This window comes from Pseudoalteromonas sp. S3178 (assembly GCF_005886985.1).
In the GTDB taxonomy this organism is placed as follows: Bacteria; Pseudomonadota; Gammaproteobacteria; order Enterobacterales; family Alteromonadaceae; genus Pseudoalteromonas; species Pseudoalteromonas carrageenovora.
In genome coordinates this window covers 1-236 of record NZ_PNCW01000474.1, presented here as the reverse complement: position 1 = coordinate 236, position 236 = coordinate 1, and the positions used below count along the sequence as shown (strand labels likewise).

Genomic DNA, 236 nt, shown 5'->3' with positions numbered 1-236 from the left:
TTGGATTTAGACGATATCAATGATTTGCCTCTTTTTGAACGAGCTGTCGAAAAATTAGGCCCTCTTGAAAATGGAGAAATCTATGGCTTTGTGCCTGCTCTTGCCCTTGGTGGCGAACCTAAGCTTGAGAATCTCCAAAAGGTTAAAGCCACGGAACATTTAGCTTTCCTAGCTGACCTTGGAGAGAAACGTGTTATGGCTGATATCGTCGCATTGGCTAAAAAATTACCCCATAA

Annotated in this window: 1 protein-coding gene; it reads left to right on the top strand. The window is 42.4% G+C overall.

The genetic code is table 11. The annotated features are described in order from the left end of the window. The coding region (locus tag CWC11_RS21810; RefSeq protein ID WP_138684248.1) for a DUF1851 domain-containing protein at positions 1–236 on the top strand (236 nt) is incomplete at both ends.